The sequence below is a fragment of the Frankia sp. AgB1.9 genome (genome assembly GCF_016786355.1).
Taxonomy (GTDB): domain Bacteria; phylum Actinomycetota; class Actinomycetes; order Frankiales; family Frankiaceae; genus Pseudofrankia.
Window position 1 is genome coordinate 1 of sequence record NZ_JADWYX010000086.1, and the last position, 19,227, is coordinate 19,227.

Sequence of the window (19,227 nt, forward strand, 5' to 3'; positions counted from 1 at the left end):
CGGCCCCCCCGCGGGGGGGGGCGGCGCCCCCGCGCCGGGGGGGCCCGCGGCGCCGGGGGAGCGGGCGGGCCGGGCCGGGCCCGCGGTTCCGTTCCGCGGGCCCGTTCCGTTAGGCGCTGGTGACGGTGGCGCCGTCGGGCATCGCGGGTTCGTCGCCACCAGCCCGTGATCCGTCCTGGTCGTCGGCGACGAGTCCCGTCGCGTCGGCGGTCACGATGTGCTCGGCTGGCACTGCATGCTCGCCGGGCACTGCGTGTTCGGCGAGCCCGTTGCCGGTCGGATGCGCCGGCAGGGTCGGTGCGTGGTACCCGCGCGCGTTCGAGGGCTCCATTCCAGGTTCGGGCAGCGCCGCGAGCAGCCGGCGGGTCTGGGCCGCCTCGCTGACCGCCTCGGTCGCGGTCGCCGCCCTCAGCGCGCGCAGGTAGGCGTCCCGGCCGCCTTCCAGGTCGCCGCTGGAGGCCAGGCAGGTCCCCAGCGCACGCCAGGCGAGCACCTGGGCCCGAACGTCCTCCGCGTCCACCGCGACCGCCCGGCGGGCCACCGCGAGCGCCTCCTCCGGCTGGCCCGCGTCCAGCAGGGTCCCGGCCAGATGCGCGTACGCCTGGCGGCGGGGGAACAGCAGCGTCGCCGGCTCGCTCGCGGACAAGGCCTCACGCAGCAGGGCGATCGCCTCGCCGAGCCGGCCGCGGGCACGGGCGATCTGGGCACTGAGCACCTTCGCGCCCAGCTGGGCGTGGGGGCGCAGGTCGAGGCTGCCCAGCTCGGCCATCGAGGCCTCGGCCGCCTTCTCTGCCTCGTCGACCCGGCCCGCGTCCAGCAGCGTCAGCCCGAGCATCAGCGACGCGAGCGCGCCGACGAGCGTCTGGCCGGCCTCGTTCGCGTCCGCGCAGGCCGCGGCCAGGAACTCCGCGCCGACGTCCGGCTCGCCGGCACCGCGTGCGGCCAGGCCCTGGGCGACCTTCGCGAGGATGCGTCCCCAGCTGTCACCGCCGCTCTCGAACAGGGCCGCGGCGCGGCTCGCGTCGGTACGCGCGGCGCTGATGTCGCCGAGCTCCGCCGCCGCGATCGCGCCGATCGTCAGGCAGACGGCCATCCCCCAGCGCTCACCCATCGACTCGCCCGCGTCGACCAGCCCGCGAGCCAGCGCCCGCGCCCTGGCCAGCTGGCCGCTCAGCAGCAGTACCAGCGCCTCGGTGCCGCTGCACCAGCCGATGCCGCCGGCGTCCTCCAGCCGCTCGAAGACCTCGGTGGCCTGGCGCAGGTGGCGCTCGGCCTGCGGGTAGTCGCCCCGGGTCGTCGCCGACCAGGCCAGGTGCTGCAGCGCCCAGCCGACGCCGCGCGGGTCGTCGACCCGGCGGGCCAGCTCCAGGGCCTCCCGGTAGAGCTCCTCAGCCACCCGGATCCGAGCGGCGCCGTACTCCAACGTTCCCAGCCGGCGCAGCGCCGCGGCGGCGGCCCGGTCGTCGCCGGCGGCGCGGGCCGCGTCCAGGGCCGTGCGCAGCGCCCGGGTGGCGAGCTCCGTGCGGCCCTGCTTCTGGCGCAGCTCACCGAGGACGGCGTAGGCGGACGCCCGGCGAGCCGGCTGCGTCACCCGCAGAGCCGGGCGCAGCGTCCGCTCGGCCTCCTCCAGCCGCCGCAGCGACACGAGCGCCTCAGCGTGCAGCACCCTGGCGACGTTCTCGTCGTCCTCGTCGATCACGCCGCGGCCGAGTCGCCTGGCGTCGGCGAGCTGATCGGCCGCGGTGCGGTGGTCGTCGCGGGCCAGGGCGGCTCGGGCCAGCCGCAGCAGCGCCCGGAAGCCGGGCTCGCGCGCCGACCAGGCCGGATCGGTCGGCGGCAGCGCCATCGACGACGCCAGGTCGAACGCCCGCAGGGCGTGGGTGGCGACGAAGTTCGACACCTCGCGGGACGAGCCGGTCATCGCCGTCACGCCCCAGCGGGCGGCGGTCGAGTGGCGCCGCGCCCGTTCGACCTTCGGCAGCCCGGCGTAGGCCACGTCACGGGCCATCGGGTGGACGAAGCGCCACAGCTGCTCGCCGGCCCGCGGCGAGCGAACCAGCTGGCGTTCGGTGAGCCGGTCCAGCGCGCGGGCGACCTCGGGTCCTGGCAGCTCCTCGACGGACGGCAGCGCGGCGGCTGGGAACCGGCTGCCGAGCACGGCGGCGGCCCGGAGCACGGCCTTGTCGGTCTGTTCGAGGTCGTCGATCCGGGCCGCAAGCACCGACTGGACCCCGGCCGGCATCGCAGTCTCCGACAGCTGGCCCTCCAGCACCCAGCGCGGGCCGTCCTGGCCGGTCGGCTCGGTCGTGGCCTGCCTGCGCAGCTGGTCACGGTCGATCAGCAGGTTCAGCAGCTCGGCGAGGAAGAACGGGTTGCCGTGCACTCGGTTGAGCAGGGCCGCTCTGGTCTGTGCGCCGAGCGCGGCACCGCCGAGGAAGTCGTTGAGCAGCCGAGACGCGGCCTCCTCCGGCAGCGGCGTGAGCGCCATCCAGTGCGCACCGGGAAGGTCGGTCAGCCGCGGGCCCTCCCGGTCCAGCAGCGTCAGCATGATCGGGCCGACGATCCGCGCCGCCAGCCGGCGCAGTGCCGCGGTCAACGGGCTGGAGGCCCATTCCAGGTCGTCGATCACGACGATGAGCGGGTGCTCGACGGCGAGGGCCGACAGCATCAGCGCGACGGTGTCGACCGCGAGGTCGAAGGAACGCTCGCCGGTGGACGTCTCGCCCTGGTTGCTCTGCCGGCCGGCCGGGTCGCCGGGAGGCGCCTCGGCGGGGGACGTGGCCCGCCGGTCGGTCGGGACGCCGAGCATGCCGAGCAGCCGGTCGGCGAGCCCGGCGGGCAGCCTGGCCCCGGTGATCGGGTGCGAGAGCCGGCCGACGGTGCGCCGCACCCGGTCGGCGACCCGGTCGAGGCTGTCGCCGTCGACGACGCCGCAGGCGCCGCGGATCACGTCAGCCAGCGGCGCCAGGCTGCGGCCGTCGCCGTGGCGGACCGTGCGCCCCCACAACACCTGGGCGCCGCCCTCCTCGCGGGCCCTGGCCGCGAGCTCGCCGGCGACGCGGGTCTTGCCGATGCCGGCCTCGCCGGTGACCACGGCGATCGTCGGCGCGCCGGACTCGACGGTCTCGGTGAACCAGGAGTACAGCTCGGTGAGCTCCCGGTCGCGCCCGACGAAGGTCGCGTCGTCGCCGAGGCCCGGCCGGGCCACGTTGGACGGGCGCAGGCTGACCAGCTCGTAGGCCGGGACCGGCTCGCGCTTGCCCTTGAGGGTCAGGTCCGGCAGCTCCCTCCAGGTAGCGACCGAGCGGGTGGCGTGCATGGTCTCGCGGCCGGCGTAGACCGCGCCGACGGCGGCCGCCCCGGACAGGCGCGCGGCGGTGTTCACGGTGTCGCCGACGACCGTGTAGGTCATCGAGGCCTGGACGCCGGCGAGCACCTCGCCGGTGTTGATCCCGACCCGCAGGCCCAGGGGGCTGGAGTCGTCCTCGCTGTCGGTGACCAGACGGCGGACGGTCTCCTGCATCGCGGCGGCGGCCCGCACGGCGCGCTCGGGGTCGTCCTCGTGCGCGGTCGGCGCGCCGAACACCGCCATGATCCCGTCGCCGGCGAGGTTGTCCACCCGGCCGCCGACGTCGTCGACCTCCTTGGACAGCGCGGCGAGCACCAGGTCGGTCACCTCGCCGACGCGCTCCGGGTCCCGGTCCTCGGCCCACGAGGTGAAGTCCGACAGGTCGCCGAACAGGACCGTGACCACCCGGCGTTCAGCCGACTCCGGCCCGGACGCGAGCTGGGTGAACCGCAGGCCGCAGTGGAAGCAGTAGCGCGCGGCCGGCACCGCCGGCGTCCCACACCGCGGGCACCGCAGCGTCCCCCCATGGGTCGGGACGATCACCATTGCTGACTGGCCTTACGGACTGTGCGCTGCACTGGCGGGCCCCCTCCAGTCGGCAATTCTAGTGGGCGGGTTTCGACCCACTTGCGCGCTCGCCGTCCCTGCGTTGTCGGACGCCTGACCGGTCGACACACCAGGTTGGCCACGTCCAAGCCCTCCGTGGAGAGAGCGACGGGCCGCCGCTTCTCGGGTACAAGGTCCCGGCGACTCTCGGATCGAGGCTTTCCCACTGTGATGCCGCTCACACCATCTTGCTCCCGGTCAGTCCGTCAGGTCCCAGGAGCCCCACCTTCGTCGTGATGAGTTGGCATGACGAGGCCGGGCGGTCGCCTCAGCCGTTGGCGCGGAGGTATTCCAGCTGGGCGCGGACGGAGAGTTCGGCGGCCGGCCAGAGGACTCGGTCGACGTCGGCGTAGACGCGCTCGACGACGGCCCGGGGGGAGGCCTGTGCCGGGCCGACGCCCGCTGCCGTGAGGGCCGCCCGGACCTGGTTGAGCCGCTCGGCCCGGTGGGCCAGGTAGTACGTCGCCGCCGCGCGGGCGTCGGCCAGCTCGGGCCCGTGGCCGGGCAGCACCCCGAGACCAGTGGGCAGGTCGGCCAGCCGGTGCAGGCTGGCGAGGTAGTCGGCCAGCCGCCCGTCCGGATGGGCCACGACGGTGGTGCCGCGGCCGAGGATCGTGTCGCCCGTCAGCACGGCGACGGGCTCGTTGCCGCCGGCGTCCGGGACGTCCCCGAACAGCAGGAAGGACAACGAGTCGGCCGAGTGGCCCGGCGTCGCCAGCACCCGCAGCTCGATCCCGGCGGTCGCCACGACGTCGCCCTCGACCAGGCCCTCCGAACCGAGCCGGTGCGTCGGGTCCAGGGCTCGGACGGGGGCGCCGGTGAGCTCGTGCAGCGCCGCCGCGCCCTCGCTGTGGTCCGGATGGCCGTGGGTCAACAGGATCGTGGTGACGGGGCCGACGGCGGCGATCGCGGCCAGGTGCTCGGGGTAGTCCGGGCCCGGGTCGATGACGACGCAGCCGTCGTGGCCGGGGGCGCGCAGTACCCAGCTGTTGGTGCCTTCCAGCGTCATCGGGCCCGGGTTCGGGGCGAGCACGACGGCGGCCAGTGGGTTGACCTGCCGCGGGGCCGAGGCGGGGGGCGGCGGACCCGCCGGGCGCGGGCTCGGCTGGCTTCCGGCGGTCATACCTGCTCCGGAGTGGTCGACGGGATCATGAGGGCAGCATCGTTCGGGCCGGCGGTCCAGGCGCTGTGCCCGGGCCCCGCGGCGGTGGCCGCGATGATCGCCTTGGCGCTCGCGGGGTCGGCGGACGGCGCGGCGGTGGCGTACTCGGGGTCGTGCGGCAGCAGGAAGTGCACGGCGCCGTCGGCGATCACGATCTTCGGCATGATCGGGACGATCGCGCGGCCGGGCGCCGCGGCCAGCACGTCGGCGACCTCGGCGTAGTCGAGCAGGTCGGCGAGCATGGAGGCCGTCGGCGGCAGCATGGCCATCAGGCCGGCGGTGTGCCGCTCCAGCGCCTCGACCGGGCGGATCCACTCCATCCGGTCGGCCTCGCTGGACAGCTCTCCCGGCGTCTGGCCCGGTGGCAGCGCGGCCATGAAGAACCGGGTGTCGTAGCGGCGAGGCTCGACCTCGGGGGTGATCCAGCGCGCCCAGGGGGCGAGCAGCTCCGCCCGCAGCGCCAGACCATGGCGGGCCAGCAGCTCGCCGAGGCCCAGCTCGCGGCGTTCCATCGCCCACCGGTCGGCGAGCCAGCCGGGGCCGGTCAGGTCCAGCGGCCGGTCGGCGCCCTCGGCCGGACCGGCGAGCAGTACGCCACACTCCTCGAACGTCTCCCGGACGGCCGCGCTGACCAGGGCGCGGGCCAGCTCGGGGTCCGGCTCCAGCGTGCCCATCAGCGCACCGACCGGCGGGCCACTCCAGCGCACGTCGACAGCGCTGTCCGCCGGGTCGACCCGGCCGCCCGGGAACGCGAACACCCCACCCGCGAAGGCCATCGTCCGGACCCGCTTGACGACGTACGCCTCGATGCCGCCCGGAGCGTCGCGCAGCAGCACGACCGTGGACGCGTCCCGCAGCGGCGCCACCGGGCCCGCATTGGCCGCCAGCACCCCACGCGGCGACGACAGTGGCATCGGCCGCCTGAACAGGGCGATCAGCGCCGCTTTGTGATCAACCACGTCTTCGATGGTAGGGACCGCCCGTCCGACGTGCCCCCGTTGCCGGCCCTGCTCACGGTGCCGGCGGGTCAGTCGCCGTGGGTCAGTCGCCCGTGGGTCAGTGCGATCAGCTCGACCTCGACGGGCGCGCCGAGCGGCAGGGCCGCGACGCCGACCGCGGAGCGGGCGTGCCGGCCCGCGTCACCGAAGATCTGGCCGACCAGGTCGGAGGCCCCGTTGATCACCGCGGGCTGGCCGGTGAAACCCGGGGCGCTCGCGACGAACCCGACGAGCTTGACGATGCGGCGGATCCGGTCCAGCCCACCGGCGGCCTCGGCCGCGGCGGCCAGCGCGTTCAGGGCGCAGATCCGGGCCAGCACGGCCGCGCGCTCCGGCGTCACGTCGGCGCCGACGAGCCCGGTCTCCGGCAGGCTGCCGGCGACGAGCGGCAGCTGCCCGGCGGTCCACACCGTCTCGCCGTCGAGCACGGCCGGCACGTACGCGCCGGCCGGCACCGGGACGGGCGGCAGCTCAAGGCCGAGCTCGCGCAGCCGCTCACTGGGGACGCCTGTGGGATCGCTCACGACGCCTCGTCGTCGCCTGGTCCGCCTGCCCGCGCGCTCACGCCGTCGGCTCGCCCTTCGGGCGCTTGAAGTAGGCGACCAGACTCTCCGGGTTCGGGCCCTGGATGACCTGCACGAGCTCCCAGCCGTCCTCGCCCCAGTTGTCGAGGATCATCTTGGTCGAGTGGATCAAGACTGGGACGGTGACGTACTCCCACTTCTGCATGGTCCCGGACTCTAGTGGGGACCCCGCTGACCGCCCCGGTGCGGGACTGGCCCGGCCGGGCCGGGTTGTGAAGTCGCGGCGTCCGGGCGGAAGGCGCGGGCCGACCCGGGTACGTTCGAGCCGTGAGGGCCTCGGATCGCGACCGGACCGACAGCCACCGGACCGACGGTGAGCCCGCCGCCCGGCCAGGGCCAGCGGCCCGACACGGGTCGGCGGTGGCCAGGCAGGCATCGGAGGCCAGACAGGTATCCGAGGCCAAGGGGCCATGGCTGCGCCGGCTGCACGTGGTGACCGGCAAGGGCGGCACCGGGAAGACGACGGTCGCCAGCGCGCTGGCGATCGCTCTGGCGACCGGCGGGCAGCGGGTGCTGCTCACCGAGGTCGAGGGCCGCCAGCAGATCGCGCAGGTCTTCGACACCCCGCCGCTGGCCTACCGCGAGCGACGGGTGGCCAGCGCCCCGGGCGGCGGCGAGGTGTACGCGCTCGCGGTCGACGCCGAGGAGGCGTTGCTCGAGTACCTGGAGATGTTCTACAACCTGCGCGGCGCGGGGAAGGTCCTCGGCAAGATCGGTGCCATCGACTTCGCCACCACGATCGCTCCGGGCGTGCGGGACGTGCTGCTCACCGGCAAGATCAAGGAGGCGGTGAACCGCCCGGACGGCACCCGCCCGAGCGGCCTCGCCTACGACGCCGTGGTCCTGGACGCGCCGCCGACGGGCCGGGTGACCCGGTTTCTGAACGTCGCGCACGAGGTCGCCGGCCTCGCGAAGATGGGGCCGATCCGGTCCCAGGCCGACGGCGTGCTCAAGGTGCTGCACTCCGGGCAGACCGCCGTGCACCTGGTGACGTTGCTGGAGGAGATGCCGGTCCAGGAGACCGTCGACGCGGTCGAGGAGCTGCGCGCCGCGAACCTGCCGGTCGGCGGGGTCGTCGTGAACATGATCCGTCCGCCGATGCTCGGTCAGGCCGACCTGACCGCCGCCCGCGCCGGGACCCTCGATCTGGAGGAGCTCGCCGCCGGGGTGAAGGAGGCCGGCGTCGAGCCGACCGCCGAGCTGGTCGGCGAGCTCGCCCGGGAGGCCGCGCAGCACGCGGAGCGGGTCGCGCTGGAGGCGGCCCAGCGGATCGCGGTCGAGGCGCTGGACCGGCCGGTGTACGAGCTTCCGCTGGCGGCCGACGGGATGGACATGGGGACGCTCTATCGCTTCGCGGAGATGCTGCGCGCGCAGCGGATGGTCGCGTGAGCCCGGCCGTGACCGGCGACGGCGGCCCGCCCGCGCGGCCGAAGCGGTCCGCGCCGCCGGCCAGCCGGGCGAAGACCCCGGCGGCGAAGAAGCCCGCGACCAAGGCAACCGGTACCGCCAAAGAACGTGCGGGCAAGGACGACCCCGCCCCCGTCGTCCGGATTCACGCGCGGGTGCGCCCGCAGCCGGCCGGCGTGCCGCGCCTCGACATCGACGAGCTGCTGGCCACCGAGCGGATCATCGTCTGCTGCGGATCCGGCGGTGTGGGCAAGACGACGACCGCCGCCGCGCTCGCGTTGCGGGCGGCCGAGCAGGGCCGGGCCGTGGTCGTCCTGACGATCGACCCGGCGCGCCGGCTGGCGCAGTCGATGGGCCTCACCGAGCTGGACAACACCCCGCGCGAGGTGCTCGGTGTCGACCGGTCAGCGGGCGGGCGGCTCGACGCGATGATGCTGGACATGAAGCGGACGTTCGATGAGATCGTCCTGGCGCACGCCACGCCGGACCGGGCGGACCAGCTGCTCGCGAACCCCTTCTACCAGTCGCTGTCGTCGTCCTTCTCCGGAACGCAGGAGTACATGGCGATGGAGAAGCTGGGCCAGCTGGACGCGGCCGACGACTGGGATCTGATCATCGTCGACACCCCGCCGACCCGCTCGGCCCTGGACTTCCTGGACGCGCCGAGCCGGCTGGGCGCGTTCCTGGACGGCCGGCTGCTGCGGCTGATGCTGGCGCCGGCGAAGGCCGGCGGGCGGGCGTACGCGAAGGTGCTCGGCGTCGGCTTCGGCGTGTTCACGAGGGTGCTGACCAAGGTCATCGGAACCCAGCTGCTGACGGACCTCAGCCAGTTCGTGACGGCGCTGGAGACGATGTTCGGCGGTTTCCGGCAGCGGGCGGAGAAGACCTATCGCCTGCTCGGCGCTCCGGGCACGTCGTTCGTCGTGGTCGCGGCCCCCGAGGTCGCGGCGCTGCGGGAGGCGAGCTACTTCGTCGACCGGCTCGATGCGGACGGCATGCCGCTGGCCGGCCTGGTGATCAACCGGATGCACCAGAGCGAGGGCCGGGTGCTGACGACGGAGCGGAGCCTGGCCGCGGCGGAGAACCTGACCGAGCACGGGGAGCATCCGCTGGCAGCCGCGGTGCTTCGGGTGCACGCGGACCGGCTGCGGCTGGCGGAGCGGGAGTCGAGGCTGCGCGAGCGGTTCACCTCGGTGCACCCGGACACGCCGCTGGTCGAGGTCGAGGCGCTGGCCGAGGACGTCCATGACCTGGCTGGCCTGCGCGAGATCGGCGATGCCCTCGCGGGTGACGTGCGTCTCACTCGCGCGATCTGAGAAACCTGGCGCCCGCCTGACTCAAACGTGTTATTGCGTCGGGGGCGCATTTGTGAATTGTCCGCATACGGCTACTGAAGGTGAGCAGCCTCGCGGGGTTTGTCCCCGGATCCCGCGCGCGACGCTGCGCCGGGGTCCGTCGGGACGGTGTTCGGGCGTGGTGCTGTCAGCCGGTCGAGGTGGTCCGGTGGTCCGCCTGGGCGTCGGCGAGCAGCTTCCGCCAGGAGCGGACGTCCGGGCGGCGTCGCAGCAGCGCGCGGCGTTCCCGTTCGGTCATGCCACCCCACACGCCGAACTCGACGTGATTGTCGAGAGCGTCGGCGAGGCACTGGGTCCGCACCAGGCAGCCGAAGCAGCGGGTCTTCACCCGGTTCTGCGCGGCGCCCTGTACGAACAGCTCATCCGGGTCGACGTCGCGACACGCGGCGAGCGCGGTCCAGTCGCCATCGGCGATGCCGCTGACGAGACGGGTGGTTCCGCCACGGCGAGCCGTGGAGACGGCCGGAGTTGGGCTTCTGGTCATGCCACCTGCCTTTCGAGAGAGACCGTGGTCAAGGGACCCGTGCGGGTGACGTGGCGTCGTTGGCGTCGTGCGAAACCGTACGGAGTGCGGTGGCCACGGCACAGACCCCACTCGGGTGGTTATCCGGATGACTAGTCCGGGCCATTGATGTCGAACCAGACTGTAGGTCTGTAGATCACATCTGCGTGTCGTTCGTGTGACAGGACGGTCCTGTTCTGAGTTCGTTCGTTTCTCGCCTGTTGCATCACCTCTCACCGGTCAGGTCGGCGCTGCCTCGGTGGCACGTCCGGGCGTTGACCTGCCCGGATGCACACCGTCGGCGACCGGTCGACCGCCGACGCGGACGCCGGGGCCGCGGTTCGTGACCGGCCGGCGGCCGTTGTGCGCAAGGTGTTGATTGCCGCGGAATGGGGGTGAGACCGCCGCGGCGTGCCGTCGCGAGCGTGCGCGCGTCACTGGTTGGACAGTCGGGCGAGGTAACCTCAGCCCGCCGCCCGCTGGCAGCGCGCGCCACTGGTCCGTGCATGGGTGGAACGATGAGGCCTGCGGACGTCGATGGGCAAGTGGTGTGCATCCGTGGGGGATCGGTCTGGGGGGCGGACGGAGGTTCCGAACCATGTGGGCACACACGTGAAGCCCCGCGCGAAGGCCGGCGGCAGTTCTCAACGTCCGGTCCGCGCTGGTCGACGGGTCACTATTCGACGTCTTTCCGGCGCGCTGTTCGCGAGTGCCGCCGCAGGGCTTGTCATCGCGCTTCTCGCGGCGCCGTTCGTCGGGCTGGTCGGCATTTCGGCGAAATCCGGGGCCGACGAGTTCCTTGCCCTGCCGGAGAATCTGACAGTCGGCCCACTGGTCGAGCCGTCGACGATTCTCGACGCCCGTGGCAACGTCATCGCGACCCTCGTCGGCGACCAGTACCGCGAGGTCGTGCCGCTGTCGCAGGTGCCACAGGTGATGCGTAACGCCATCATCGACATCGAGGACGCGCGTTTTTACCAGCATTCCGGCGTCGACTACAAGGGCATGATCCGTGCCTACGTGGCCAACCGGAACAATGGTTCGGTCACCCAGGGCGCGAGCACAATCACCCAGCAGTACGTGAAGAACGTCCTGCTGCAGGAGGCGACCACTCCGGAGGAACGCAAGGCGGCGACCGCCCAGACCGTCGACCGGAAGCTGCGCGAGGCGCGGTACGCGCTCTACCTCGACCAGCACCTGCCCAAGGACAAGATTCTCGAGGGCTACCTGAACATCGCCTACTTCGGCGACGGGGCCTATGGCATTCAGGCCGCCGCCAAGCGGTACTTCAACGTCGATGTCTCCCAGCTGACGCTGCCCCAGGCCGCGACGCTCGCCGGGCTGGTGAAGAATCCGACGGCCTACGACCCGATCCAGCACCCCCAGTCCGCCCAGGATCGGCGCGGCCTCGTCCTGGACGCCATGCAGTCACACGGCCACATCAGCGTCACCGACCTCGTGGCCGCGAAGGCGGCTCCGCTCGGGCTCAACCTGCGGCCGCACTCGGCGGACTCCTGCGCCGACTCGACCACGCCGTTCTTCTGCGCCCAGGTCCGGCAGATGCTGCTCGCCGACCGGGCCTTCGCGCCGAGCAGCGAGGCCGCCAGCAAGCTGCTCTTCGATGGCGGGCTGACCATCCACACGACGCTTGACCCGGTGGCGCAGGCGGCAGCGGACTCGTCCGCCCGCACGATCGTGCCACCGGGCAACCGGGTCGCCGCCGGCGTGGCGATGGTGCAGCCGGGCACCGGCGCCGTCCTCGCGATGACCGAGAACCGCGACTACGGCGCGACCGACGACGGCCAGCCGCCGCCGACGACGACCGACTTCGTGCACACGAAGGAGGTCTACCCGACCAAGGAGACGTCGTTCTCGCCCGGCTCGACGTTCAAGATGTTCGCGCTCGCCTCGGCGCTGGAGCAGGGGCTGCCGCTGTCGACGACGTTCATGTCGCCGGCCTGCTACCACTCCGACCAGTTCCCCAACCCCAAGCCGAACGACTGCTACGCGAACGCCGACCCGAGCGAGGCCGGGCCCTACTCGCTGACCACCGCGACCTGGAACTCGGTCAACACCTACTACGTGCAGCTCGAGCAGAAGGTCGGCGTACTGAAGATCGCCGAGATGGCCCGCCGGCTCGGCGTGAGCTCCTGCCGGGTGCAGCCGCAGACCACCAACTTGCAGACCAACTCGCCCTGCCACAAGATCGACGGCGTCGGCTCGGTCGACGGCTCGTTCGTGATCGGCTCGAACGAGATCAGCACGCTCGACCTGGCCACCGCCTACGCGACGATCGCCGCGCACGGCGAGCGCTGTGACCCGGTGTTCATCACCTCGATCACCCAGCAGATCGGTGGCGCCGACCGCCTGGTGAACTACACGAAGCCGGGCAGCTGCGAGCAGGTCCTCAACCCGACCGTCGCCGACACCGTGACCTCGGTGCTCGAAGGCGTGATCAGCCACGGCACCGCGACCGGCAACGGGCAGATCGGCCGCCCGGCCGCCGGCAAGACCGGCACCGCCGAGGACTTCACCACCGCCTCCTTCGTCGGCTTCGTCCCGCAGCTGGCCACCGCGGTCACCCTGGCCGACCCGCGCGGACCGCAGTCCTATCCGCTGCGCAACGTCCTCGGCTACGCGCACGTGTACGGCGGCGACCTGCCGACGAAGATCTGGTCCAGCACGATGCGCCAGACCCTCGACGGGCTGAAGCTCCCGGTCGAGGCGCTGCCACCACCGGACAACACCCAGCCGGTGCTGCCGAACGTCGTCGTGCCCAACGTCGTCGGCGCGCTCGCCCCGGCCGCGGTGGCGTTCCTCCAGTCGCAGGGATTCTCGACGCAGGTCCGGGGGAACCCGAACAGCGTCGTCCTCCTCCAGTACCCGTCGGCGGGCAGCCAGGTACCCGCCGGGCAGACGATCGCGCTGGTCACGCCCGGCGGCTCCATCGCCGGCCTGGCCGCGCTGGACCCCGGCGGGACCCAGACCCAGGGCCAGGACCAGAACCCGACTCCGACCCCGACGGCCGGTACTGGCACCGGCCGGCGAGGCGGCCGGCCCCCGACCGCCGCCTCCGGCTAGGAGACTGCCGCCGGCGGCGCCGGGCCCGGTCACGTTGGGTCCGGTCGCGCCGGGACCGGCGGCGCCGGGCGAGGCTCGCGTCGGGCGAGGCTCGCGGCGTCAGGCCATGAGACGCGCCTTGACGAGGCCGGCGACCTTGCCGCCGTCGGCGCGGCCGGCGACCACCGCCTGCACGGCCTTCATCGCCGGCCCGATCGCCTTCGGCCCGGCGAAGTCGCCGTCGGCGAGCACCTTGTCGACGATCGCGGTGAGCTCGTCATCGCCGAGCTGCTTGGGCAGGTAGTCGGACAGGACCTCACCCTCGGAACGCTCCCGGGCGGCCTGCTCGGCGCGGCCCGCGCCGGCGTAGGCGTCGGCAGCCTCCCGGCGCTTGCGGACCTCCCGGGTCAGCACCTTCTCCACTTCGTCGTCGGTGAGCTCGTGGGCCGACTTGCCGGCCACCTCGGCTTCCTTCACCGCCGAGATCGCGAGTCGCAGCGTCGACGTCCGCAGCTCGTCCCGTGCCTTCATCGCCGTCGTCAGGTCGGCGCGCAGCCGCTCCTTCAAGGTGTTCATGATTCCCGCAGCCTAGGTTCGTGCCCGAAGTCCGGTCACCTTCATTTTCGCTGTAGCCGCTGCGGGCGGCAGCGCGCAGGCCGGTTCGCGCGACGGTGGCTGATCCGGGCGCCGCCGGTTGGAGCGGCGACGGTGGGTGAGACTGGACGGATGCGAGGAGAAACGCGGACAGTCTGGCCGGCGGCGCGCCGGGTGGCCGGCGGGCTGGCGATGCTCGGGGCCGCCACCGTCGGGTACGGCGTCTACGAGCGGGACGCCTACACGCTGACCAGGCGGGAGGTGCCGGTCCTCGCGCCGGGGGCGGCACCGCTGCGCCTCCTGCACCTGTCTGACCTGCACGTGACGCCCGGTCAGACGCGCAAGTTCGACTGGCTGGGGGAGCTCGGCCGGCTGGTGCCCGACCTGGTCGCCATGACCGGCGACGTGCTGTCGCACCAGGACTCGTCCGCGCCGCTACGCCGGGCGCTCGCGCCGCTGTACTCCTTTCCGGGGGTCTTCATCCCGGGTAACAACGACTACTACGTGCCGAAGCCGCGCAGCCCGCACCACTACTTCAAACGGCACCCCGGCGGCCCGCACAAGGGGCCGCCGCTGGACTGGGACGGTTTCGCCAAGGACCTCGTCGCGGACTCCGGCTGGCGTGACATGACCCACGTGCACGACGTCCTCACGATCGGCGGGCGGCGCCTGGACGTCCGCGGGATCGACGACGCCCGGTCACGGCGGGACCGGGTGGCCCTGGTGGCCGGTCCGCCCGAGCCGGAGGTCGACGTCGTGCTCGGCCTCTCGCACACGCCCGAGCCGCGGGTCCTGGACGCCTTCACGGCCGACGGCGTGCAGCTGACGCTGTCCGGGCACACCCACGGCGGCCAGATCCGACTGCCGTTCGTCGGGGCACTGGTCACCAACTGCGGCCTGGACCCCAGCCGGGCCAGGGGCCTGTCCCGGTGGAGCGCCGCCGGCCCGAACGGGGTGCAGCGGATGTCGTGGCTGCACGTCTCCGCCGGCCTGGGCACCTCGCCCTACGCCCCGATCCGCCTCGGCTGCCGCCCCGAGGCGACCCTGCTCACCCTCGTCCCCGCCAGGTAGACCGTCGAGGGATTGGGTGGGCCAGGTCAGCGCGACCCATCGGCCTCGACCGCGGATCCATCGGGTATGCTGACCATCGTTGGTCAGCGGGGTGTGGCGCAGCTTGGTAGCGCGCTACGTTCGGGACGTAGAGGCCGTGGGTTCGAATCCCGCCACCCCGACCAGCAAAGGACCGCGATCAGTGATCGCGGTCCTTTTTGCTGTCCGCGGCGCCCAATGCCGGAGATTGTGGAGGCCGCAGTTCATCCTGGGTCACAATCCCGGCATGAGCCTCGCTTTTCTGGTGACCTCGTTGGCGATCGTGGCGACGCCGGGGACCGGGGTGGTCCTGACCGTCGCGGCCGGCCTGCGCTCGGGGCGACGGGTCGCGGTGGTGACCGCGCTGGGGTGCACGCTGGGGATCGTGCCGCATCTCGCGGCGGCGGTCACCGGGACGGCGGCCCTGCTGCGGGCCGGCGGCCTCGCGTTCGAAGGCCTGAAGATCGCGGGCGTGTGCTACCTGCTGTACATGGCCTGGTCGACCTGGCGTGACCAGGGGATTCTGGCCCTCGACGAAAGCGCGCCGCCGGTGTCGACGGCGCGGACCATCGGAAACGCGGTGCTGGCCAACCTGCTGAATCCGAAGCTGACCCTGTTCTTCTTCGCGTTCCTGCCCCAGTTCGTCAACCAGCGCGGCGGGGGCGCGACGACGCGGATGGTGGAGCTCGGCGGCATGTTCATGGCCATGACCCTGGTGGTGTTCATCGGCTATGGCCTCTTCGCCAGCTACCTGCGCCGCCACCTGATCGACCGGCCGAACGCCGTCCGACGGCTCCAGCGCTTCTTCTCGCTCAGCTACCTCGGCCTCGGCGCCAAACTCGCCACCACCCACCGCTGACCGCCGGCCCCAAACCGCTCATGATCGCCGTTTCGGCCCTCGGGTGGTCGTGAAATGGCTCGGACCACGACCATCAGAGGGCCGAAACGGCGATCAATCGACGGTGAACGGCACCTCTGGGCGTCCTAGGGGGCGACGGTCGTGGCCCCCTCCTCCTGCCAGAGGGTAAAGGTCGAGTCGCCCGAGTAGTCGGCTGCCAGCCTCTCGGCGGTTGAGGTGCTGACCACGGGAGCGGTCAGGGTGGCGCTGGCGTTGCCGTTGGCGTCCAGCGGTACCTCGACCGGATCGGTGTAGCCCCCCTGGTAGAAGGCCACGGTTCCGGTGGGGGTGCCCGTGACGCCGGGAACGGGCGTCACCTTGGCCGACACCGGGAATTGCTGGCCGGAGGTCACGTGGGCCGGATAGGTGAACGTGACGAATGCGTTCTGGGCGAAGCCGATGCCGCCCGTGATGGTGCTCGGTGCGTAGGTGGCATCGCCGCTGTACACCGCGCTGAAATCGCAGTAGCCCGGTGCCGGCTGCCCGGTCCAGACGGCCGCGCCTTTACCCGGAAGGTCGCCGTCGCCGACCGGGACAACTCCTAGCTCGACGCCGTGGTTGTACAGGGTGATCGTTCCGGTGGGTCGTGGCTCCTGAAAGGTGACCGGCCGCACCGCGGAGGCGATTTCGATGGTGACCGTGCCGTCCTCGCCGTACCTGAAGCGGTACGCCTTGATAAGGCCCGAGGTCGGCGTGCGGGTCCCGGCCGGCTGCGTCGGGCTGGCCGAGGTCGGCGGGGTGCTCCCGGTCGGAGTCGGCTTGGTGGTCGGGGTCGGCGTGGGTGTCGGGGTGCCGGTCGACGGCGTGGGCGTCGTGGTCGGGGACGAGGTGGCGACCGGGCCGCTGCCACCGGGGCCGACCGGCGCGCAACTCGTCAGCAGGGCGGCGCAGGTCGCGGCGGCGGCGACGGCGACCGTCGTGAGCCGAGCGTTCCGGTAATGCGTGAGTCCTCGCGACCGCATACACATCTCCAGGTCAGCCGGTGGGAGCCGGCGGACGCCAACGCGTCACGGGCGGCTCGCGGACCGGGTGGAACCGGTCCGAATCGGCCCGGGGCGCACACGCTACTGATGGCCGTGCGCCATTCAAGGCCCGGCGGGCAGGTTTGTGCCGCCGTGGTGTCGCGAACGGCAGTCGCGTTTGCTGAGGAGGGCGGTTGTTCAGCTGGCCCGCGCGTCGAGATCCGCCGCGCGGCGGGCTCAGCCGTCGTGCCGGGGCGGATTGGCGGACGGGCGGATGAGGCCGGTCTCGTAGGCGAAGACGACGGCCTGGACGCGGTCTCGCAGCTCCAGCTTGGCCAGGATGCGGCCGACGTGCGTCTTGACGGTCGCATCCGAAAGGACCAGCCGGGCCGCGATCTCGGCGTTCGACAGCCCGGCCGCGACCTCCCCGAGCACGTCGCGCTCCCGGTCGGTGAGGCGGTCGAGCCGATCGGCTCCGGCGGTTCGCTGGCCCGCGGCGCCGCCGGCCGATCGGAGAGGACCGCCGTCCGCCGAGGCGTCCGGGTCAGGAAGATGGTGCGCGAAGGCGTCGAGAAGGCGTCGGGTGACGTTCGGAGCGACTACGGCGTCGCCCGCGGCGACCGTGCGGATCGCGGTGAGAAGGTCGGCCGGCGGCACATCCTTGAGCAGGAAGCCGCTTGCCCCGGCGCGCAGGCCGGCCAGCACGTACTGGTCCAGGTCGAACGTCGTCAGGATCAGCACCCGGGATGCGCCGCCCGCGGCGGCGATCCGTCTCGTCGCCTCGATGCCGTCGACACCGGGCATCCGGACGTCCATCACGACGACGTCGGGGGAAAGCTCGCCGGCCAGCATCGCGGCGGCGGCGCCGTCGCCGGCCTCGCCGACGACCTTCAGGTCTGGTTGCGACTCGATCACCATCCGGAATCCCATCCGCAGCAGCGGCTGGTCGTCCACGAGCAGCACGGTGATCGTCATAGGCGCGGCGCTCCCTCGGGGTGTCGGCTGGCCCCGGTCCTCGGCGGCGTGGCGACCGCCTGTGCCGGTGGCACTCCAGGCGCCTGGCCGGTGGCCAGGGCGGACGCGGCCGGTGGTGGTCCCGCCGGCGCGACGATGCGCGCGGCCACCCGCCACCCGCCGGCCCCGGGGCCGGCGACGAGGGTTCCACCGTGGAGCGCGGCGCGTTCCCGCATTCCCGCGATCCCCCGGCCGGGTGACCTCGGCCCCTCGGCCACCGACCGGTCCGACCCCTCGTCGGGAGCCGACCCGGTGTCGGTGATCTCGATGTCGACGCCGCTGGGATCGAAACCCAGCCGGACCACCGCGTTGGCCCGTGGCCCGGTGTGCTTGAGGACGTTGGTCAGCGATTCCTGAACGATCCGGAAGACCGTCAGCTCAGCGTCGGCTGGCAGTTCACGGCGCTGGCCGGTCACGAGGAACCCGACTGTGGGCCCGGCGTGCCGGACCTGCTCGATCAGCCGGTTGAGGTCGGTGATCCGCGGCTGGGGCGCCCTGGCCGGCTCGTCCGGGCGAAGCCCACCGTCCAGGCTCGATCCCGCGGCGTCGCCCCAGTCCTCGAAGGCGTCGAGACCCGGGTCGCCGGCTGGCCAGCTCGGGCTGAGCGCGCCGTCGGTGCCAAGGCCGGCGTCCACCGGTTGGGCGAGGCCGACGTCGTCCCGCAGGACGCCGAGCAGGCTGCGCATCTGCGCGAGCGCCTCCCGGCCGGTGGCCGACACCGATTCGACCGCCTTGGTCGCGCGGCGCACCCGCTGGTCCTCGGCGTCCGGCGCGTCGCCGAGCAGGTCACGCAGGGTGTAGCCGGCGCCGTCCGCTAGCGCGATCATGACGGAAAGGTTATGCGCCACGATGTCGTGCATCTCGCGGGCGATCCGGGAGCGTTCGCCGGCCGCCGCGAGCCGCGCCTGCTGGTCACGTTCGCGCTCGGCCCGGTTGGCGCGGTCGGTGATCGAGGCGACATAGGCCCGACGGGTGTTCGCGTTCACGCCGAGCACCCCGGCCGCGACCGCGGCCGGCAGGAAGACGAGGGCCACCCCGACCCGGTCGACTACGCGGACGTGCGGCAGCCGGACGCAGAACCAGAGGATCCAGGCCGTGACGGACGCGGCGGCGGCCGTCGTGGCCCGCCGTGAGCACCACTTCGCGAGTGTGTAGAACTCGATCAGCAGCGACGTGTACGTGCCGAACGACGGCACCCAGAGCAGGATCTGTGTCAGCGACACGAGGGCGCAGACGACGAACGTACCGAGCGGGTAGCTGCGGCGGAGGCACAGCGGCGCCGCCGCCGCGAGGGTGAGCAACAGGACCGCGCTCGCTATCCCGTGTGGCTGCAGTCCCAACGGAACCAGCGCCAGGACGCAGACCGCCAGCGCCAGCGTCGAGTCGACGAGGACGGGGTGGGCGCGTAGCGCCGTCCCGATCCGGCTGTGCCGCATCCGGCCGAAGACCACGCCGGGAACGTCCGGGGGGTCCTGCCGCACCACCAGCGCTGCCGGCCCGGCCCGGCCGCGGCGCCAGTGGCCGAACGATTCCATAGGACCCATCGTGACGCCTTCGAGCTCGGTGGGGCGGTTTGGCGGGAACGGCCGGTCCGGCGGGCCCAGGGCGCCGCCGGACCGGTCCTGGACGATTTGTCACGGACCGGTC

At 73.0% G+C, this 19,227-nt stretch carries 15 protein-coding genes and 1 tRNA gene; 6 read left to right on the forward strand and 10 right to left on the reverse strand.

Features of this window, described 5'->3' with window-relative positions:
• Window positions 1-109: 109 nt before the first annotated feature.
• The 5 genes from I6A60_RS28195 to I6A60_RS28215 form a co-directional block, all read right to left on the reverse strand.
• Entirely contained in the window at window positions 110-3,895 is a 3,786-nt protein-coding gene (locus tag I6A60_RS28195) for an AAA family ATPase (RefSeq protein ID WP_203022634.1), read from the reverse strand.
• Window positions 3,896-4,223: 328 nt separating this feature from the next.
• Window positions 4,224-5,078 (reverse strand): MBL fold metallo-hydrolase, encoded by an 855-nt coding sequence (locus tag I6A60_RS28200; protein WP_203022633.1) that lies wholly within the window; start codon window positions 5,076-5,078, stop codon window positions 4,224-4,226.
• Entirely contained in the window at window positions 5,075-6,031 is a 957-nt protein-coding gene (locus I6A60_RS28205; protein ID WP_203022638.1) for an NUDIX hydrolase, read from the reverse strand. Before I6A60_RS28205 ends, I6A60_RS28200 begins: the two co-directional genes overlap by 4 nt.
• Window positions 6,032-6,144: 113 nt before the next feature.
• Entirely contained in the window at window positions 6,145-6,639 is a 495-nt protein-coding gene (locus I6A60_RS28210; RefSeq protein WP_203022632.1) for a RidA family protein, read from the reverse strand.
• Window positions 6,640-6,676: 37 nt separating this feature from the next.
• On the reverse strand, window positions 6,677-6,844 hold the full coding sequence (locus tag I6A60_RS28215; protein WP_013421551.1) for a DUF4177 domain-containing protein: 168 nt from the start codon (window positions 6,842-6,844) through the stop codon (window positions 6,677-6,679).
• Window positions 6,845-7,059: 215 nt separating this feature from the next.
• Between I6A60_RS28215 and I6A60_RS28220 the strand changes: the two genes are divergently transcribed.
• Window positions 7,060-8,088, forward strand: coding sequence for an ArsA-related P-loop ATPase (locus I6A60_RS28220; protein WP_203022637.1), 1,029 nt, complete (start codon window positions 7,060-7,062; stop codon window positions 8,086-8,088).
• Window positions 8,085-9,422, forward strand: a complete 1,338-nt coding sequence (locus tag I6A60_RS28225) for an ArsA-related P-loop ATPase (protein ID WP_203022631.1) — start codon at window positions 8,085-8,087, stop codon at window positions 9,420-9,422. The genes I6A60_RS28220 and I6A60_RS28225 overlap by 4 nt, the downstream gene beginning before the upstream one ends.
• A gap of 166 nt (window positions 9,423-9,588) precedes the next feature.
• Here I6A60_RS28225 and I6A60_RS28230 read toward each other — a convergent pair whose 3' ends face one another.
• Window positions 9,589-9,945 (reverse strand): WhiB family transcriptional regulator, encoded by a 357-nt coding sequence (locus I6A60_RS28230; protein ID WP_013421554.1) that lies wholly within the window; start codon window positions 9,943-9,945, stop codon window positions 9,589-9,591.
• Window positions 9,946-10,563: 618 nt separating this feature from the next.
• On the opposite strand from I6A60_RS28230, the gene I6A60_RS28235 reads away from it, so the two are divergent.
• Window positions 10,564-13,044 carry a transglycosylase domain-containing protein gene (locus I6A60_RS28235; RefSeq protein ID WP_203022630.1) on the forward strand — a complete coding sequence of 827 codons (2,481 nt, stop codon included), beginning with the start codon at window positions 10,564-10,566 and terminating at the stop codon, window positions 13,042-13,044.
• Window positions 13,045-13,143: 99 nt separating this feature from the next.
• On the opposite strand, the gene I6A60_RS28240 is transcribed toward I6A60_RS28235, so the two are convergent.
• Window positions 13,144-13,599 carry a GatB/YqeY domain-containing protein gene (locus tag I6A60_RS28240; protein ID WP_203022629.1) on the reverse strand — a complete coding sequence of 152 codons (456 nt, stop codon included), beginning with the start codon at window positions 13,597-13,599 and terminating at the stop codon, window positions 13,144-13,146.
• 150 nt (window positions 13,600-13,749) lie between these two features.
• Here I6A60_RS28240 and I6A60_RS28245 point away from each other — a divergent pair, with 150 nt between their 5' ends.
• The 3 genes from I6A60_RS28245 to I6A60_RS28255 all read left to right on the forward strand — a co-directional run bounded on the left by I6A60_RS28245 (window position 13,750) and on the right by I6A60_RS28255 (window position 15,565).
• A complete protein-coding gene (locus I6A60_RS28245; protein WP_374113456.1) occupies window positions 13,750-14,688 on the forward strand; it encodes a metallophosphoesterase in 939 nt (312 codons plus the stop codon).
• A gap of 87 nt (window positions 14,689-14,775) precedes the next feature.
• Window positions 14,776-14,852: transfer RNA gene (locus I6A60_RS28250), tRNA-Pro, on the forward strand.
• 101 nt (window positions 14,853-14,953) lie between these two features.
• Window positions 14,954-15,565, forward strand: a complete 612-nt coding sequence (locus tag I6A60_RS28255; RefSeq protein WP_203022628.1) for a LysE family translocator — start codon at window positions 14,954-14,956, stop codon at window positions 15,563-15,565.
• 125 nt (window positions 15,566-15,690) lie between these two features.
• Here the strand turns inward: I6A60_RS28255 and I6A60_RS28260 are convergent, their stop codons facing one another.
• The 3 genes from I6A60_RS28260 to I6A60_RS28270 form a co-directional block, all read right to left on the reverse strand.
• On the reverse strand, window positions 15,691-16,566 hold the full coding sequence (locus I6A60_RS28260; RefSeq protein WP_203022627.1) for an Ig-like domain-containing protein: 876 nt from the start codon (window positions 16,564-16,566) through the stop codon (window positions 15,691-15,693).
• A gap of 237 nt (window positions 16,567-16,803) precedes the next feature.
• On the reverse strand, window positions 16,804-17,541 hold the full coding sequence (locus I6A60_RS28265) for a response regulator transcription factor (RefSeq protein WP_203022626.1): 738 nt from the start codon (window positions 17,539-17,541) through the stop codon (window positions 16,804-16,806).
• Window positions 17,538-19,115, reverse strand: a complete 1,578-nt coding sequence (locus I6A60_RS28270) for a sensor histidine kinase (protein WP_238436410.1) — start codon at window positions 19,113-19,115, stop codon at window positions 17,538-17,540. Before I6A60_RS28270 ends, I6A60_RS28265 begins: the two co-directional genes overlap by 4 nt.
• Between the last annotated feature and the right edge of the window lie 112 nt (window positions 19,116-19,227).

What these genes read in the sequence shown, in the direction of transcription:
- I6A60_RS28255 (WP_203022628.1), top strand. Translation starts at nt 14,954, where the DNA reads ATGAGCCTCGCTTTTCTGGTGACCTCGTTGGCGATCGTGGCGACGCCG.
- I6A60_RS28195 (WP_203022634.1), bottom strand. Translation starts at nt 3,895, where the DNA reads ATGGTGATCGTCCCGACCCATGGGGGGACGCTGCGGTGCCCGCGGTGT.
- I6A60_RS28215 (WP_013421551.1), bottom strand. Translation starts at nt 6,844, where the DNA reads ATGCAGAAGTGGGAGTACGTCACCGTCCCAGTCTTGATCCACTCGACC.
- I6A60_RS28245 (WP_374113456.1), top strand. Translation starts at nt 13,750, where the DNA reads ATGCGAGGAGAAACGCGGACAGTCTGGCCGGCGGCGCGCCGGGTGGCC.
- I6A60_RS28265 (WP_203022626.1), bottom strand. Translation starts at nt 17,541, where the DNA reads ATGACGATCACCGTGCTGCTCGTGGACGACCAGCCGCTGCTGCGGATG.
- I6A60_RS28200 (WP_203022633.1), bottom strand. Translation starts at nt 5,078, where the DNA reads ATGACCGCCGGAAGCCAGCCGAGCCCGCGCCCGGCGGGTCCGCCGCCC.
- I6A60_RS28205 (WP_203022638.1), bottom strand. Translation starts at nt 6,031, where the DNA reads ATGCCACTGTCGTCGCCGCGTGGGGTGCTGGCGGCCAATGCGGGCCCG.
- I6A60_RS28260 (WP_203022627.1), bottom strand. Translation starts at nt 16,566, where the DNA reads ATGCGGTCGCGAGGACTCACGCATTACCGGAACGCTCGGCTCACGACG.
- I6A60_RS28240 (WP_203022629.1), bottom strand. Translation starts at nt 13,599, where the DNA reads ATGAACACCTTGAAGGAGCGGCTGCGCGCCGACCTGACGACGGCGATG.
- I6A60_RS28230 (WP_013421554.1), bottom strand. Translation starts at nt 9,945, where the DNA reads ATGACCAGAAGCCCAACTCCGGCCGTCTCCACGGCTCGCCGTGGCGGA.
- I6A60_RS28270 (WP_238436410.1), bottom strand. Translation starts at nt 19,115, where the DNA reads ATGGAATCGTTCGGCCACTGGCGCCGCGGCCGGGCCGGGCCGGCAGCG.